Here is a 255-nt window from a genome sequence, read left to right as displayed (position 1 = left end):
AAGCGCAGCAGGCCATGAGTCGCAAGGTAAAATTCAGCAACAACTGGAAAAAGGCTAAAGCTAAAGTCCAGCGTGTCCATGCAAAAATCGGCAACAGCCGCCGTGACTACCTGCATAAAACTTCAAGTGACATTAGCAAAAAACACGCGATAGTCTGTATTGAAGATTTGCAGGTCAAAAACATGTCAAAATCAGCGTCAGGAACCGCAGAGCAACAGGGGCGGAATGTCAGAGCAAAGTCAGGACTGAATAAAG

Annotated in this window: 1 protein-coding gene; it reads left to right on the top strand. The window is 45.9% G+C overall.

The features are described from left to right. Window positions 1–14: 14 nt before the first annotated feature. On the top strand, window positions 15–255 hold a 241-nt coding region (locus J3L11_RS19225; protein ID WP_242695344.1), incomplete at its 3' end, for a transposase.

This window comes from Shewanella sp. 4t3-1-2LB, from assembly GCF_017368415.1.
Lineage (GTDB): Bacteria > Pseudomonadota > Gammaproteobacteria > Enterobacterales > Shewanellaceae > Shewanella > Shewanella fodinae.
Note: the sequence above shows the minus strand (reverse complement) of the source record. Positions and strands in the feature narration are given on the sequence as shown.